8 protein-coding genes and 1 pseudogene are annotated in these 14,563 nt (G+C 72.1%); 4 read left to right on the top strand and 5 right to left on the bottom strand.

The genetic code is table 11. The annotated features are described in order from the left end of the window. Window positions 1-76 precede the first annotated feature (76 nt). Window positions 77-3,148 carry an MMPL family transporter gene (locus IEX69_RS11885; RefSeq protein WP_085021178.1) on the top strand — a complete coding sequence of 1,024 codons (3,072 nt, stop codon included), beginning with the start codon at window positions 77-79 and terminating at the stop codon, window positions 3,146-3,148. Further along, the gene (locus IEX69_RS11880; RefSeq protein WP_085021177.1) at window positions 3,145-5,241 is read left to right on the top strand and encodes a YhgE/Pip domain-containing protein; all 2,097 of its coding nucleotides are present in this window, start codon (window positions 3,145-3,147) and stop codon (window positions 5,239-5,241) included. The genes IEX69_RS11885 and IEX69_RS11880 overlap by 4 nt, the downstream gene beginning before the upstream one ends. 610 nt (window positions 5,242-5,851) lie before the next feature. Here the strand turns inward: IEX69_RS11880 and IEX69_RS20920 are convergent. The 3 genes and pseudogenes from IEX69_RS20920 to IEX69_RS11865 all read right to left on the bottom strand — a co-directional run bounded on the left by IEX69_RS20920 (window position 5,852) and on the right by IEX69_RS11865 (window position 8,188). Next, window positions 5,852-6,424, bottom strand: a complete 573-nt coding sequence (locus IEX69_RS20920; protein ID WP_229756328.1) for an NAD-dependent epimerase/dehydratase family protein — start codon at window positions 6,422-6,424, stop codon at window positions 5,852-5,854. Between the two features lie 47 nt (window positions 6,425-6,471). Beyond that, window positions 6,472-6,843: pseudogene (locus tag IEX69_RS21225) on the bottom strand (NAD-dependent epimerase/dehydratase family protein); the annotation flags it as partial. Between the two features lie 13 nt (window positions 6,844-6,856). After that, the gene (locus IEX69_RS11865) at window positions 6,857-8,188 is read right to left on the bottom strand and encodes an MFS transporter (RefSeq protein WP_085021174.1); all 1,332 of its coding nucleotides are present in this window, start codon (window positions 8,186-8,188) and stop codon (window positions 6,857-6,859) included. A gap of 159 nt (window positions 8,189-8,347) precedes the next feature. Here IEX69_RS11865 and IEX69_RS11860 point away from each other — a divergent pair, with 159 nt between their 5' ends. Further along, window positions 8,348-10,699 (top strand): FAD-dependent oxidoreductase, encoded by a 2,352-nt coding sequence (locus tag IEX69_RS11860; RefSeq protein ID WP_085021173.1) that lies wholly within the window; start codon window positions 8,348-8,350, stop codon window positions 10,697-10,699. A gap of 46 nt (window positions 10,700-10,745) precedes the next feature. Further along, the gene (locus tag IEX69_RS11855; protein ID WP_085021172.1) at window positions 10,746-11,519 is read left to right on the top strand and encodes an IclR family transcriptional regulator; all 774 of its coding nucleotides are present in this window, start codon (window positions 10,746-10,748) and stop codon (window positions 11,517-11,519) included. 630 nt (window positions 11,520-12,149) lie between these two features. On the opposite strand, the gene IEX69_RS11850 is transcribed toward IEX69_RS11855, so the two are convergent. Together IEX69_RS11850 and IEX69_RS11845 are read right to left on the bottom strand one after the other, a co-directional pair. Beyond that, a complete protein-coding gene (locus IEX69_RS11850) occupies window positions 12,150-13,784 on the bottom strand; it encodes a phosphatase PAP2 family protein (protein ID WP_085021171.1) in 1,635 nt (544 codons plus the stop codon). A 125-nt stretch (window positions 13,785-13,909) separates the two neighbouring features. After that, window positions 13,910-14,563 (bottom strand): biliverdin-producing heme oxygenase, encoded by a 654-nt coding sequence (locus tag IEX69_RS11845; RefSeq protein ID WP_085021170.1) that lies wholly within the window; start codon window positions 14,561-14,563, stop codon window positions 13,910-13,912.

The raw sequence follows: 14,563 nt of genomic DNA, 5'->3' as shown, positions 1-14,563 counted from the left end.
GACGCCCCGTTCGGGTCAACGCCCGACGGGGCGTCTGCGTACCCGCTACTGTTGCCACACGGAGGGACCCGATCCGATGGCGACACTGCTCTACCGCGTAGGCGCGTTCGCCGCACGCTTCCACATCCTGGTCATCGTGGGCTGGGTGATCGTGCTGGGACTCGCCGTCGGCGGGGCCCAGCTGCTGGGCGGCACGCTCGTGTCGTCCTTCTCGATCCCCGGCACCCAGTCCCAGAACGCGCTCGACATGCTCGAGCAGCGCTTCCCGCAGGCCAGCGGCGCCGCATCCAAGGTGATCTACGTCGCCCCGCAGGGCCAGCAGATCACCGCCTTCGAGTCGCAGATCGACGACTCGATCGCCCAGCTCAAGACCCTCGACCACGTGTCGATGGTGACCGGGCCGTGGGACAAGGATGCGGACGCGCAGATCGCCTCCGACGGCTCGATGGCCTATGCGAACGTCCAGTACGACGTGCCCTCCACCTCGCTCACCGAGCACGACACCGACGCGATCATCTCGGCGGGCGACGTCGCCTCGACCGACGGCGTGACGGTCGGGTTCGCGGGGGTCACCGATCCGCCCGAGGCCGGCGTCGACTACACCGAGGCCATCGGTCTCGTCGTGGCGTTCGTCGTGCTCGTCATCACCTTCGGATCGCTGCTCGCGGCCGGGATGCCGCTGGTCACCGCGCTGATCGGCGTGGGCCTGGCGTCGATGTCGATCACCATCGCGTCCGGCTTCGCCACGATCTCCTCCACGGCTCCTCTCCTGGCGACGATGCTCGGTCTCGCGGTGGGCATCGACTACGCCCTCTTCATCGTCTCCCGCCACCGATCGCAGCTCGCACGCGGGGTCCCGGTGAGGGAGTCGATCGCCATGGCGGTGGCGACCGCGGGGAGCGCGGTGGTGTTCGCCGGACTGACCGTGATCATCGCGCTGCTCGGGCTGGCCGTGGTGCAGATCCCCTTCCTCACGGTCATGGGGATCGGCGCGGCGATCGCCGTGGTGTGCGCGGTCATCGTGGCGGTGACGCTCCTGCCTGCGCTGCTGGCCCTGTTCGGACGGCTCCTCATCCCCAAGCCCACCTCGCGGGCCGCCCGCCGCGAGCTCGCGGGCCCCGGCGGGCGTCCGACCCTTGCCCGGAGGTGGGTGCGCCTCGTCACCGCCCGTCCCATCATCACCGTGGTCGCGACGGTGCTGGGCCTCCTCATCCTCGCCGTGCCCGCGACGCAGATGCGCCTGACGCTGCCGGATGCGGGCTACAACCCGCCCGGTTCGGAGTCGCGCCAGGGGTACGACCTGCTCTCGCAGGGCTTCGGACCGGGCTTCAACGGTCCGCTCCTCGTCACCGCCGACATCAGCAAGACGCTCGACATCAGCAAGGCCCTCACCGCCCTGCACGACGAGTTCGCCGGCCTGCCCGACGTCGCGTCGGTCAGCCAGGCGATCCCCAACGCCACCGCCGACATGGCGATCGTGTCGATCATCCCCGACTCGTCGCCCGACAGCGAGCAGACCGTCCAGCTGGTGCAGTCCATCCGCGACAAGGCCGGCTCGTTCGAGGACGCGAACGGCTTCCCGTACCAGGTGACCGGCCAGACGGCGCTCGGGATCGACGTCTCGCAGCGGCTGTCGGATGCGCTCCTCCCCTTCGCGCTCGTCGTGGTCGGGCTGTGCATCGTGCTGCTGACCATCGTGTTCCGCTCGCTCGCGGTTCCGCTCTCCGCCACTGTCGGCTACCTGCTCTCGGTCGTCGCCTCCTTCGGTGTGACGACCGCGATCTTCGAGTGGGGCTGGCTGGCGGATGCGCTCACCGTCGCCAAGGTCGGCCCGGTGATCAGCTTCATGCCGATCCTCGTGATGGCGGTGCTCTTCGGGCTGGCGATGGACTACGAGGTGTTCCTCGTGTCGAAGATGCGTGAGGAGTTCGTGGAGCACGGCGACGCGCACCGCGCGGTGGTCGACGGGTTCTCGGGCGCGGCGCGTGTGGTGACGGCGGCGGCGTGCATCATGTTCGCCGTGTTCGCGTCGTTCGTGCCCGGGGGCAACGCGATCCTGCAGCCGATCGCGCTCGCGCTCGCGGTGGGGGTCTTCCTCGACGCGTTCGTGGTGCGGATGACGCTCATCCCGGCCGTCATGATGCTGCTCGGGCGGTTGGCGTGGGCGCTCCCCGCGCCGCTCGCGCGACGGCTGCCCGACGTCGACCTCGAGGGTGAGCGGGTGCGGCACATGCTCGCCGCGGCGGCGTGGCGCCCCGCGGGTGCGGGTGCGGGTACCGCTGCCGGCGGGGGCGGCGCGGGTGCCGTCGGTGCTTCGGGTGCGGGCGTCGCCGGTGCTTCGGGCGCGAGTGCGGGTGCGGCGGGCGCGGGTACTGCGGGTGCGGGTGCTGCCGGGTCGGGTGCGGCGGGTGCGGGTGCTGCCGGTGCGGGCGCGGCGGGTACGAGTGCTCCTGCCGGCGAGGGGCGAGTGGAGCGGGAGGGAGCCGACGAGGGGGCGCCCGAGGGCATCGATGCACTCCTCCTCGGAGACGAGGCGGGACTCGAGCCGATCGCGCACGATCAGCCGGACTTCGTGATCGCCCTCGAGGACGCCGTGGTCGCCGGCTCGGGCGCGGGTCCGCTGACCGTGACGGCCGGCCCCGGCGACGTGGTCCTCGTGACCGGACCCGCGGGCACCGATCCGCTCGCCGTGGCCGCTGCCCTCACCGGACGGCAGCACGTCGAGTCGGGTCACGCGGTCGTGCTCGGCCACCCCCTCCCCTACTCGGCGAGCCGCCTGCGGCGGGAGGCGGCGCTGCTGCTGTCCGACCCCGGCGACGCGGGGCGGCCCGGTCGCGAGACGGACGTGCTCAGCGCCGTGCCGAGGCGAGCCGCCCTGGTCGCCGTCGACCTCACCGGTCCGGCGGGCTCAGGGTCCGGGCTCGACCTCGCCGCGATCGACCGGGCCGTGTCGCTCGCCACCACCGTCGTGGTCGCGACCAGAGCGGACGATGCCGACAGGTGGAGCGTTCCGGGACGCGAGGTGCGAGTCCTGCACCTGACCCCTCCGCCGTCGAGCTCTCCACAGATCCGCTCCGCCCCACCAGGTGAAGGGCGGGCGCAGGACAGGATCGGATCGGACGACAGCAGAGAGGAGGTGACCGCGTGAACCGGTTGAAGGCACTCACCCGACGCGGTGACCTCCGCGCCCTGTCGCCGTTCGCCCGCACGGTCGTCCTCGTGCTGGCGGTCCTCACGCCTCTCGTGGTGGCGGGCGTCTCCGTCTCCGCGATCCAGGAATCCGACCGCGGATCGGCGTCGAGCCCCACGGTGCTCCCGGCCGCGATCGTCAACGACGACCAGCTCGTCAACGTCGATCAGAACGGCACCCAGACCCCTGTGCTCGCGGGCAAGCTGCTCGTCAGCCAGCTCACCTCGAGCGGCTCGGCCACGGGATTCGACTGGACCGTGACCGACGCGGGGACCGCATCCGATGGTCTCGCCTCGGGCCGGTTCAGCGCGGTCGTCACCATCCCCGGCGACTTCTCGAAGTCGTACGTGTCGCTCTCGAGCAGCGATCCCGTGCAGGCGCAGCTGCAGGTGCAGACGAACGGCGCGGGCAGCTACGTCGGCGAGCTCCTCGCCTCGGCGCTCTCGGTGAACCTGCAGGCGGCGCTGTCGAGCACGGTGACCGAGCAGTTCGTCCAGACCACGCTCGGCGGCTTCACCTCGATCCAGAGCTCCCTTCAGCCCGCGGCGAGCGGCGCCGGCGAGCTGGCGGGGTACCAGAGCACGCTCGCCTCGGGTGCGGGCGAACTGGCCACCAACCTCCACAAGGCCGCCGATGGCGCCGGTGAGCTCAACACGGGTGCGCAGGCCTACGCCGGCATCATGCAGCAGATCGCCTCGGCGACCACCGACCTCCCCACCTACGCCGGGTACCTGGCCGATGGCAGCTCGCTGGTCACCAGCGGCATCGGCCTGATGCGCGACGCCGTGACGACGAAGTCGCAGCAGGTGGGCACGCTCGCCTCCGATCAGGCGGCGCAGGCGGCGCAGCTCAGGGAGATCGCCAAGGGGGTCAGCGACCCCGCGACAGCTCAGAAGCTCGACGACCTCGCCGACGACATCGACGGCACGGCCGCGGGCGCCGCCCTGATCTCGGGCGGGCTGGTGTTCGACTCGCTCGGCGGAGACGTGCTCGAGTACGGCTCGGGCCTCGTGACGGGCGGTGCGCAGGAGTTCGCCGACGATCTCCCCTTGCTGTCCACCGGTCTCCAGGACGCAGCCACAGGTGCCGCGGGCATCGCCACCGGCACGGCGGGGCTTGCCGACGGACTCGGCCAGTTGGCGACCGGCACCGACCAGCTCGCGGGCGGGGCGAGCCAGATCTCGACCGGCCTGACCGGCCTGGCGAACGGCCTCGACCAGGCGGTCGCGCAGATCCCCACCTACACCCCCGACAAGGCCAAGTCCGTCGCCACCGTCGTGGCGCAGCCCGTCGTGACGAGCACGTCCGACGTGTCCGCGCTGCCCGGCGCGGGCGCGGCGATCTCGGCCGTGGCGGTTCCGGTCGCCCTGTGGATCGGGGCGCTGGTGCTGTACCTGGTGCTCATGCCGTTCACGCGGTCCGCGCTGCTGTCCACCGCATCCACCCTGCGGGTCGTGGTGTCGGCGCTCAGGTGGCCGCTGCTCCTCGGTGCGGCTCAGGCGGCGCTCGTCGCGGGCGTCCTGCTCGTGGTGGGCGTGCGTCCGGCGCATCTTGTCGGATCGGTCGTGTTCGCCTTCGTGATGGCGGTGTCGTTCGTGATGCTGCACCAGGGGCTCGTGGCGCTGCTCGGGCAGGGCGGGCGCATCCTGTCGCTCGCCCTGGTCGTGGTGCAGGTGGTCGCCGCCGCGGTGGTGATCCCGGCGGGGCTGAGTGCGCCCGCCTACACGGGGCTCGCGACCGTGCTGCCGCTGTCGCATGCCATCACGGGCATGCAGCTCCTCGCGACGGGCGGCTCGCTGCTGTCGGTGCTGCAGGAGGCCCTCGTGCTCCTGGTGTTCGCGCTCATCGGGCTCGTGCTCGCCCTCGTCGCGGCATCTCGGGCCCGGTCGCGAGACCTGGTCTCCGGAGCGGTGCCCGCGCCCGCGGCACCGCGCGACGCGGAGCGCGCCGCGACACCCCCGGCGGACGGCCCGCGTACCCCCGGCACGGTCGTCGGTCCCCACGGGTCCCGCGGCCTCACCACTCCTCCCCCGGCGCCCTCCGGCGCCTGACCGCCGCCCCGGGAGGCCGCGGTCCGTGCCGCTTCGCGCCTGCCCGCCGGCGCATGACATCAGCCTGCGTCGGCCGGGATGGTCCGGCCGCCTCGCGCTTTCCCCGGCGCCTGCTGCCAGCCTGGGCGTCCGCAGTGTCCGGCCGCCTCGCGCGCGCCCGGCAGACCAGCCGCCCACCGCCGTCTGTGACGTGGAGCGGCGGCCCCTTTTCAGGAGATCCGGGCCGGATCGCCCGCTTTCAGGGCGATATGTCCTGAATACGGCCGCCGCTCCTGAAAACGGCATTGGCACCGCGCCGCCCGGCCCGGACCGATATGCGCCGATGGAGGTGTCGCCCCGCCCTTGGAAGGCGCTCACGTGGTCGCTTCGTCACGGATTTCGGCGGAGTCCCTGCGTGTATCGGGGGACTTGCGCGTATTCCGTGATGAGGCGGCGGGAGGACGTCCGCGGGCCGGTGCCGACGTCGGGTAGCCGCCGGCAGCCCGTCAGCGGGATCCCGGGTCGCGCGGACCGGGCGCTTCGTCACGGATTCCGGCGGAGCCCCCGCGTATACGGGGGGACTTGCGCGTTTTCCGTGTTGAAGCGACGCGGGGTGCCCGCCGCGGCGCGCTCAGCGGCGGGCGGCGGCGAGGCGCTCGGCGCGGGCGGCGACCGCGAGGCGGATGAGGTCGTCGCGCGAGAGGCGGGGCTCGAAGCCGAGCAGCTCTCGCGCGCGGGCGTTGGACGTCGTGTAGCTCGGCGCCGAGACCGGCAGCACCACGTCGACCGTGCCGAGGCCGGCCGCCGCGGCGAGGTCGCGGGCGAAGGCGCCGAGGTCGAGCGGCTCGTCGGGTCCGAGGCCGATCACCTCGTGCCCCGTCGTCTCCGCCTCGAGGGCGAGCACCACGCCGTGGGCCAGGTCGGGGGTGCCCAGGATGCCCATCTGCACGGGGGCACCATCCTCACGGGAGGCGACGAGCAGCGTCGAGTCGTCGTCGGAGAACGGCTCGAGCGCCGCCACCACGGCGGCGTGCCCGGCCGCCCGCTCTCGGGCGAGGCGCCGCGAGGCGAAGAACCGGGGCCCGGAGAAGAAGGAATCGGGGTCGAGCAGCTCGGCCGGATCCTGCGTGTGCGAGAAGCGCAGCACGACGGTCGACCAGTCGAGGGTGCGGCCCGCGAAGGCCACGACCTCCTCCGCGAGCACCTTGCTGAGGCCGTACCAGGTGGTCGGCAGCCGGGGTGGTCCTCGTCGAGCGGCTGGTACTGGGGCGCGTTCTCCGGGTACACCTCCCCCGTGCTGGCGAGCACGAAGCGGCGGACCGCCGAGCCCTCGAGGGCCCGCACGAGGTGCACCGTGGCGTCGGTGTTCGCCGACAGGATGCGTTCCGCGTCGGCCGGCGACCACGACATGAACGCGCCGAGATGGGCGACCGCCTCGACGCCGGCGAGCCGGGGATCGGCGATCGGCAGGTCGGACAGGTCTCCGACGAGGTACTCCACCCCGTCGAGAGGTGTGCGCGGCGGCACGAGGTCGAGCCCGACGACGTCGTGACCCCGCGAGCTCAGCTCGGCGGCGACGGCCCGACCCACGCGGCCGGAGGCTCCGGTGACGGCGATGCGCATCCGATCGCCCCGCTCAGGCCTGCTGCCGCAGCGGCAGGCGGAACGTCTCGCGAGCCCGCAGCACGACCACCAGCGACACGGCGGCGGCGGCCATGACGTAGAAGGCCGGTGCGAACGGGTTCCCGGAGGCGGTGATCAGGAAGGCGGCGAAGTACGGCGTGATCCCGCCGAAGATCGCGACCGACACGTTGTAGGCGATCGCCATCGACCCGTAGCGGATGTTCGTGGGGAACAGCTCGGCCATCGCCGCGCTCGAGGCGCCGTCGTAGGCGGCCATGAAGACGCCCAGCAGCACCATCGCGGCCGTCGCCGCCCAGAAGTTGCCCGCGTTCATGAGCATGAGCGTCGGATACGTGAGCACCACGAAGCCGATGCAGCCCGCGATCATCACCGGCTTGCGTCCGATCCTGTCGCTGAGCAGGCCCATGAACGGCACGAGGACCGCGATGGCGAGGAGCCCGATCGTGGTGACGGCGTAGCTCGTCGTCTGGTCGTAGTGGAGCGTGGTCTGCAGGTACGACGGCATGAAGGTCTGGAGGATCCAGTGCCCGACGGCCTTGATCACGACGAAGCCGACGCAGAACAGCAGCGCCTTCCACGACGTGCGGAGCGACGTGCGCAGCGGCGACTTCGTGACCTCGCCCTTCTTCTCGATCGCCTGGAACTCCGGGGTGTCCTCGAGCTTCCAGCGCAGGTAGAGCCCGGCGAGGCCGAGCGGCAGCGCCAGGAGGAACAGGATGCGCCACCCCCAGCTGTTGAGCGCATCCGCACCCAGGGTCGAGGTGAAGAGGAGCACCAGGCCGGCGCCGACGACGAAGGCGGCGAAGCCGAAGACGTCGACGAAGCTCGACACGAAGCCGCGGCGGTTCGACGGCGCGTACTCCGCGAGGAGCGTCGTCGCGCCCGAGCTCTCGCCGCCCGCGGCGAAGCCCTGCACGAGACGCACCAGCACCAGCAGGAGCGGCGCCCACAGCCCCACCATCGAGTACGTGGGCAGCAGGCCCATCACCACCGTGGCGCCCGAGGTGACGAGGATGACGGTGGCCAACGTGGACTTGCGGCCCATCCGGTCGCCCAGGGAGCCGAAGAAGAGCCCGCCGAGGGGCCGCATGACGAACCCGGCGCCGAAGACCGCGAACGCCGAGAGCAGTGCGGCTCCGGGGTCGCCCTGCTGGAAGAAGTTGATGGCGATGACCGTCGCGAGCGTGCCGTAGAGGCCGAAGTCGAACCACTCCACGAAGTGGCCGGCGCCGGCGGCGAGGATCACCTTCCGGATGCGGCGGGAGCGCTGATGGTCGTCGAGGGGCGTCGCCGCGCTCGCGGCGGTCGGGTCGGTCACGGTCATGGTGTCTCCCACATCGTTGTCGGGGCTCGGTCTGATGGCGATTGTATCACCAGACGCAACCGATGTACCACTGAACGGTAGAAAGTGATCACCAAGTGGTACTGTCGAGGATCGACGCCGGCACCACCGCCGACGCGGATCGACGCTGATCGGAGACCCATGCTCAAGCGAACCACCACCGCCGACGTCGTCGTCATCGGGGGCGGACTCGCCGGCGTCTCCGCCGCGGTGGCGGCGGCTCGCCTCGGATCCAGGGTCTCGCTCGTCACCAACCGCCCGGTGCTGGGCGGGAACTCCTCGAGCGAGGTGCGGGTGTGGGTGGTCGGCGCCACGGCGCACGGCACGCAGAAGTTCGCCCGCGAGACGGGCATCATGGGCGAGCTGTTCCTCGAGAACCAGTACCGCAACGCCGAGGGGAACCCCTACTACTGGGACCAGGTGGTGCTCGACCTCGTCCGCGCCGAGCCGGGCGTCACCCTCCACCTCAACACGGATGTGCGGACGCTCGCCATGAGCGAGGACGGCCGACGCATCCGCTCGGTGACCGGGTGGACGATGGGCAGCGAGATCGAGACCACGTTCGAGGCGCCGATGTTCCTCGACTGCACGGGCGACGGCCTCATCGGCCATCTCGCCGGAGCCTCCTACCGCGTCGGGCGCGAGGGTCGCGACGAGTACGGCGAGGAGTGGGCGCCGGAGACGGCCGACGACGAGCTGCTCGGCAGCTCCCTCTTCTTCTACACGAAGGACACCGGTCGTCCGTCCCGGTACGTCGCCCCGAGCATCGCGAAGGACATCACGCAGACGCCGATCGTGCAGAACCGCATCATCCGCACCGGCGACAACGGATGCGACTACTGGTGGATCGAATGGGGCGGAGAGCTCGACACGGTCGCCGAGAACGAGCGGATCCGCGACGAGCTCTGGGGGGTCGTGTTCGGCATCTGGGACCACATCAAGAACTCCGGCGAGTTCGACGCCGACACCCTGACGCTGGAGTGGGTGGGGTCCGTCCCGGGCAAGCGCGAGTACCGGCGGTTCGTCGGTGACCACACCCTGACGCAGAACGACATCCTCGACCAGGTCGCGTTCCCGGATGCGGTGGCCTTCGGCGGCTGGTCGATCGACCTGCATCCTGTGGAGGGCGTCTACGCCGATCGGGCCGGGGCGCAGCAGCGCTACAGCCCCGGCACCTACGACATCCCGTTCCGATCCCTCTACTCCCCCGATCTCGACAACCTGCTCTTCGCCGGGCGCGACATCTCCGCCTCGCACGTCGCGTTCGGGTCGACGCGCGTGATGGCGACGTGCTCCACCCAGGGGCAGGCGGCCGGGACGGCGGCCGCGCTCGCGGCCCGTCACGGGCTGACGCCCCGCGAGCTCGGACGCGACAGGCTCGCGCTGCTCCAGTCGACGCTCCTCCGCGAGGACGCGCCGCTCGTGGGCGTGCGGTCGGACGACCCCGACGACCTGGTGCGGTCGGCACGCCTCTCGGCGTCGTCCACGCTCGAGACGATCGACACCCGCGCCCTGCCGTCGGCGGGGATGGTGGACCTCGACCGGGACCTCGCGGTCGTCATCCCCGTCGAGCCCTCGCTCGACAGCGTCACGTTCGAGGTCGAGGCGGAGGCGGCGGGCGAGATCCAGATCGAGCTCTGGACGACGGGCAAGCCCCAGAACTACGCGCCGATCGAGCACGTCGCGACGGTGACGGCGACGGTCGAAGCCGGGTGCGGCGAGGCGGTCGCGCGCTTCGACTGGACCCCGGACGAGCCTCAGAACGGGGTCGTCGTGGTGCGGGCCCACGAGGGGGCGCGGCTCGCCCTGCGCGAAGGGCGGCCGTACGGCCTGCTCGCGCTCGCCGGGCGGCGCCACGACGACGCCCCGTTCGACCACCACATCCCCGAGGAGCACGATCAGCCCGCGACGGACTGGGTGGCGCGCGGCCTCCGCCGTCGGTCGTTCGCGCTGGCCGTCGAGCCCGCCACCACGGCCTACGCAGCCTCGCACGCGGCCGACGGGCTGCAGCGGCCCTACGGCGGGCCGCACCTGTGGTCGTCGGAGATGCGGGATCCGGGAGCTCGGGCGTCGTTCGCGTCGTTCGCGTCGTTCGCGGAGCATCCCGAGGTGCTGACCGCGCGCTGGGACGCGCCCGTGACGATCCGTTCGGTGCGCGTCGTGCTCAACGACGACGTCGACGAGGACCTCGTGAACCTCCACCATCACCGCACCAACTTCGACGTCGTGCCCGAACTGGTGACCGACTACCGCATCGAGGCCTGCGTCGACGGCGAGTGGCGGGTGCTCGCGGCGGAGTCCGGCAACCGGCACCGTCACCGCATCCACGACGTCGAGCCCGTCGAGACCAGCGAGCTGCGTCTGGTGTGCACCGCCACGGCGGGTGCGCCGTTCGTGTCGGTGCACGCGCTGAAGGCGTATGCCGAGCCCAGCGGCCGCGTCGCGCCATGGTCGGACGCCGGGGGTGCTCGCGGCTCCGGTACGGTGAACTGAGCCCGCGCCCGCGGGCGAGAGCGTGCGCGAGGGAGTCGGAGCGGACATGACGGGCGAGGTGCATCAGGGCATCGGTCGCGCGGCCGCCGTGCTCACCGCCCTCGGCGAGTCGAAGACGGGAGCGCTGCGCGCCTCGGACATCGCGAGGGCCATCGGGCTCGGTGCGTCGACCACGGCCCGTCTGCTCACCTCGCTCGAGGAGCTGCGGTACGTCCGCTCCGACGGGCAGCTGTATTCCATCGGCTCGGCGATCCTCGAGCTGGCGAGCCAGGGGCTCAACCACAACCCGGTGCACCGCGAGTCGCGGGCGGCGGCGGAGGAGCTGGCGCACCGGATCGGACTGAGCGTCAACGTGGGCGTGCGCGACGGCGCGTCGCTGGTGTACCTCTGCCACTTCGAGGGCGAGCTCGCGCCGAAGGCCCACACGATGGTGGGGATGCACCAGCCGCTCCACGCGTCCGGGCTCGGCAAGTGCCTCCTGCTCGATCTCGACGAGGAGGGGCGCCGCTCCCTCCTCGGGAACGACCTGCCCGCCTACACCGCGCACACCATCACGGATCACGCCCGGCTGACCGAGGTGCTCGCCGAGTCGGAGCTGCGCGGCTACTGCCTCGAGGACCAGGAGCTGGCCCTCGGCCGCCTCTCGATCGCCGCACCCATCCGCGACGCGGACGGCATCGTCGCGGGCATCTCCGTGTCGGGCCGCCTCTCGCTCGTGCGCGAGCTCGACCGCGACGAGCTCGCCGAGCAGCTCATCGAGACCGCCGACCGCATCAGCGTCGGCCTCGGGCTGATCTCCGCCCGCCCCCAGCGCCGCTGAGCCCCGCCGTCCGGCGCGGGCGTCGACGTGGCCGCGGTGCGCGCGCGGGCGCGCGTGTGCCGTCGTTCGTCACGTCAGACGTGCAAGCTCCCCGCGTAGAGGCGGTGGTGGTGCGGTATTCCGTGACGAGCGACGGCCACGGGGGCTCGCCCCGTCGCCTCGACACCGATTCCGGGCATGTCTCTCCTTATACGCCGGGGTGCGTCACATCCGGTGTCGAAGCGACGTCGCTCAGGATCGCGAGGGCCGCTGCCCGCAACCGCACTCGTGAGAGCGGGTCACCCCGCCCCGGCCGCAGGAGGCGGACCGCCTACGAAGACGACCAGGAGGGCGGCGACGACCCCGACCGCGGCGACCACGGCCACGAGAGCGAGAAGGGCCATCACGGAACCCACGACGATCAGTGCCCATCCCCACGCGGGCAGGGGTGCTCGTCCACCCGACATCGTCGCTCCCCCTGGAACCTCGTGGACGGAGTCTAGCCTGCGCCCGTTCTCAGGAGGAGAGGACCGAAACGCCCGTACTCAGGACGATGTGTCCTGAGTACGGGCGTAGTTCCTGAAAACGGCCGCGGTCGTGGGCGGTGCCGGTGCCGCGCCCGCGGTCGCGGGCGGGGCCGGCGGCGGGCGGTCAGCGGGTGGCGCGGCGGCGGCGGAGGCCGACGAGGAGGAGTGCGCCCGCGGCGAGGACGAGCGCGCCCGCGCCGCCGATCGCGCCGGCGTCGAGGCCCGTCGCGGCCAGCGAGCCCGTGCCCGCAGTGCCCGCGGCGGCGGGGGCGACGGGGGTGGCGGGCGTCGTCGGGGCCGCCGGCGTCACCACCTGCGCCGTCCCGCCGGTCGCGAGCACGCGGACCGAGCCGTCGGACTCGAGCTCGACGGTGGCGCTCATCGCCGCGGCGAGGTCGAGGCGCTGCCACGATCCGCCGCCCGACCCGGTGAGGTCGAGCGGGAAGCCGGAGTCGATCTGGGTCTGGGCCAGCACCGAGGTGCGCTGCGCATCCGTCAGCGTCGGGAAGGTCGTGAGGAGCAGGTTCTCCGCTCCGGCGGGGACGTCGGGGGCGAGGCCCGGCGTGCCGACCTGGCCGAAGCCGTAGGTGAGCCGCTGCTGGTAGGCGGCGACGGCGGAGGCGCGGTCGGTGACCTGCTGCGCCCCGAAGTCGGCCGAGAACGCCTGGCCGCCGTAGGGGTCCGCCTGGTACTGCCCGCCGGCGGCGGTCTGCTCCGCGATGCAGTGCGCGAGCGTGTCGCCGCACTTCGCCTCGAGGTACGACACCAGCTCGGCACGGGCGGGCTCGAGGACGGAGGTGCGGTAGTCCGCATCCGACCACAGCGTCGAGAGCGCCAGCTCGCCGGCGATGCGGCCGCCCATCACGTCGAGCGGGTAGTGCACCCCGAGCACGATGCGGTCGTTGCCGTTCTCGGAGGCGCGGGAGAGGATCTCCGGCGCCAGCTCGGGCAGCAGCGTCGCGAGCGTGATGCCCGCCTGATACGCCGTCGTGGTGTGACCGCTCGGGAACGACCCGCCCTGGCAGATGCCGGTCGAGCCGTATCCGGCGCTCAGCGGGACGTCGTTCGGCGAGAACTGGTGGGTGGTGTCGACGGTGTCGGGCACGCGCTCGATGAGGAGGTTGCCCTGAGTGTTCGCCCCCGCGGATGCCCACGGTCGGCCCACCCGGTCGGCGCTCAGCGAGCCGGCGTTGGTGACGTCGGGGGCGCAGGCGGCGGCGTCGCCCGGGGTGGCAGGGGTGTTCGGGTCGGTGGCGAGGTAGGGGCGCGGGTGGCTGAAGTAGCTCTTCGCGGTTCCCGTGCCGACGAAGGCGCCGGCGGATCCGGTCTCGCTGTTGATGAGGGCCGACGTCAGCGGCAGCGAGCCGTCGTTGCGGCCAGCGATGTAGAGCGCGCCGAGCGTCGCGCCGAGGCCCGTTCCGACGGTGATCGACTGGTCGTAGGCGGTGCCGGTGTTGTCGTACTCCGCGTCCTGGAGCGCGGTGAACCGCTGCGCGTCGGTGGCGGAGCGGTTGATCCAGACGGCGAGCTCATCGTCGTAGGCCATCACGTCGGGGTTCTCCACCGTGCCCTGCTGCACCGTGGGCGAGACGCGCGAGTCCGGGACCCAGAAGGCGCTGTATCCGGAGAGCGCGGGGACGATATCGGGGGGCGTCGGCGCCGCGTGGGCGGCCGCCGGGATGGCGACGAGGGCGGCGGTCACGAACGCGGTCGCGGCGAGCGGGCGCGCGAACCGGGATCGCGCGGAGGGCATGCGCATGTCGGGTTCCTCTCGAGGGGAGGGAAGTTCACACCGGTGAACTTCCTCGCGCCCCACGGTAGGACGATCCGGCTCCCGCGTCGATGAACGACGGATGACGCTCCGGTGAAGGAGCGCTCGCGCCCTCAGGCGACCGCAGCCGCCTTCGCCGCGGCGAGGTCGAGGAACAGCTCCGTGTTGAACCGGTAGGCCACGAGCACCTCGTCGATGACGCGGTCGCGCTCCGCCTCGTCCCACCCGACGGCGTCGAGCTGGGTGCGGTAGTGCTCCTTGAACTCCTTGGGCTTCGCGATCTCGTCGAAGAGGTAGAAGCCGACGCCGTTGGTCTCGAAGCCGAACTGGCGCTGCATCAGCGTGCGGATGATCTGCCCGCCCGACAGGTCGCCGAGGTAGCGCGTGTAGTGGTGGGCGATGAAGCCGCCGTTCCAGGTGGCCGCGACCTCGTCGATCCGGGCGACGTAGCGCTCGGTCGTGGGCAGCGGTCGGATGCGGTCCTTCCAGTCGTCGCCCAGGAGGAAGCGGAGGTCCTCCTCGAGAGCGGGCAGACGCGTGAGCTTGGGGGTGATGAAGAGGGCGGCCACCGGGTCGTCCTTCATCGCCTCGGCCGCCGCCTCGAGCGCGGCGTAGATGAACCAGTGCTGGGCGACCAGCGAGACGTAGTCGTCGCGGGTGCCCTTGCCGCTCATGAGGTCGGTCATGAAGCCGGCGCCCTCGCTGTCGCTGTGGCCGCTCCAGGTGCGCTCGCGCAGCGCCTGCGAGAAGGGGATCACAGTGGCCAT

Origin of the sequence: Cnuibacter physcomitrellae, assembly GCF_014640535.1 — a bacterium.
In the GTDB taxonomy this organism is placed as follows: domain Bacteria; phylum Actinomycetota; class Actinomycetes; order Actinomycetales; family Microbacteriaceae; genus Cnuibacter; species Cnuibacter physcomitrellae.
The sequence above is the reverse complement of the archived record's forward strand: the minus strand, read 5'-3'. Positions and strand labels throughout refer to the sequence as shown.

Excerpts from the sequence above, each read along its gene's own strand:
- IEX69_RS11855 (WP_085021172.1), top strand. The coding sequence starts at position 10,746 with ATGACGGGCGAGGTGCATCAGGGCATCGGTCGCGCGGCCGCCGTGCTC.
- IEX69_RS11865 (WP_085021174.1), bottom strand. The coding sequence starts at position 8,188 with ATGACCGTGACCGACCCGACCGCCGCGAGCGCGGCGACGCCCCTCGAC.
- IEX69_RS11885 (WP_085021178.1), top strand. The coding sequence starts at position 77 with ATGGCGACACTGCTCTACCGCGTAGGCGCGTTCGCCGCACGCTTCCAC.
- IEX69_RS11860 (WP_085021173.1), top strand. The coding sequence starts at position 8,348 with ATGCTCAAGCGAACCACCACCGCCGACGTCGTCGTCATCGGGGGCGGA.
- IEX69_RS11850 (WP_085021171.1), bottom strand. The coding sequence starts at position 13,784 with ATGCGCATGCCCTCCGCGCGATCCCGGTTCGCGCGCCCGCTCGCCGCG.
- IEX69_RS11845 (WP_085021170.1), bottom strand. The coding sequence starts at position 14,563 with ATGGCCACTGTGATCCCCTTCTCGCAGGCGCTGCGCGAGCGCACCTGG.